This window comes from Kitasatospora cystarginea (genome assembly GCF_039533515.1).
Lineage (GTDB): Bacteria > Actinomycetota > Actinomycetes > Streptomycetales > Streptomycetaceae > Kitasatospora > Kitasatospora cystarginea.
In genome coordinates, this window is record NZ_BAAATR010000174.1 from 1 (window position 1) to 1,152 (window position 1,152).

At 69.0% G+C, this 1,152-nt stretch carries 1 protein-coding gene; it reads right to left on the bottom strand.

The window, feature by feature from the left end; all coding sequences use genetic code 11:
- On the bottom strand, window positions 1-1,152 hold a 1,152-nt coding region (locus tag ABD369_RS40655; RefSeq protein ID WP_344641670.1), incomplete at both ends, for an amino acid adenylation domain-containing protein.

Consider the following 1,152-nt stretch of genomic DNA (forward strand, 5'->3'; position numbering starts at 1 on the left):
CCGGAACCCGCGGACCTTCACCTGGTCGTCGGTACGACCGAGGAACTCCAGATTCCCATCCTCACCCCACCGCACCAGATCGCCAGTGCGATACATCCGCGAACCCACCGGCCCGAACGGGTCCGCCACGAACCGCCCCGCCGTCAACCCCGGCCGGTTCAGATAACCACGCCCCAACCCCGCACCCGCAACGTACAACTCACCCCGCACACCAGCCGGCAACAGCTGCAGCGCACCATCGAGCACATACAACCGGGTATTGGCGACCGGCCGACCGATCACCGGACGCGGACTCGAACCCAACGGCGCGATCACCGAGTTGACCGTGCACTCCGACGGCCCGTACAAGTTGAGACAGGACACCCCGTCAGCCGACCGCAGCTGCTCCCACAGCTGCTCCGGGACGGCCTCACCACCCGTCGCGACCATCGCCGGACGCCACCGGCGATCACTCAACAACCCTCGTGAAACCAGCACTTGGAGATAGGAGGGGGTCGCACCGATGTAGTCGAGCCCGCAGCGCACGGCATACTCGACGAAGGCATCCGGATCCGTCCAGGTCGCATTGTCCAGCACGTGCAGCTCATGGCCCGCGAACAGACCGAACAGCTGGTCCCAGGCGGCATCGAACGACACCGACGTGGTCAGGCCCACCCGCAGCCGCTTCTGCGACGGGAACAACACCTGCCGCTGGTTGGCGAACAGGTTCCGCAGACCGCCATGAGTCGTCACCACACCCTTCGGCCGCCCGGTGGACCCGGAGGTGTAGATCACCTGCGCCGGGTGCCCCGGCTCGACGGCCACCTCCGGATCCACTACCGGGCAACCCGCCAGCAGTACAGCCGTGTCCGGGTCATCCAGCACCAGGCAGTCGGCCGGACCGGCATCACCCAGCCGGTCCCGCGTGCGGGCGTCGGTCACCAACACCGCCGGCCGCGCGTCGCCGAGCATGTACGCGATCCGCGCGGCCGGGTACTCCGGATCGACCGGAACATACGCCGCCCCCGCCTTCAGCACCCCGAGGATCGCCCCCACCAGCTCGGCCGACCGCGGCAAGGCCACCGCCACCAGCCGCTCCGGGCCCACCCCGCGGGCGATCAGGGCATGCGCCAGCCGGTTCGCCCGCGCGTCCAACTCCGCATACGTCAGCGA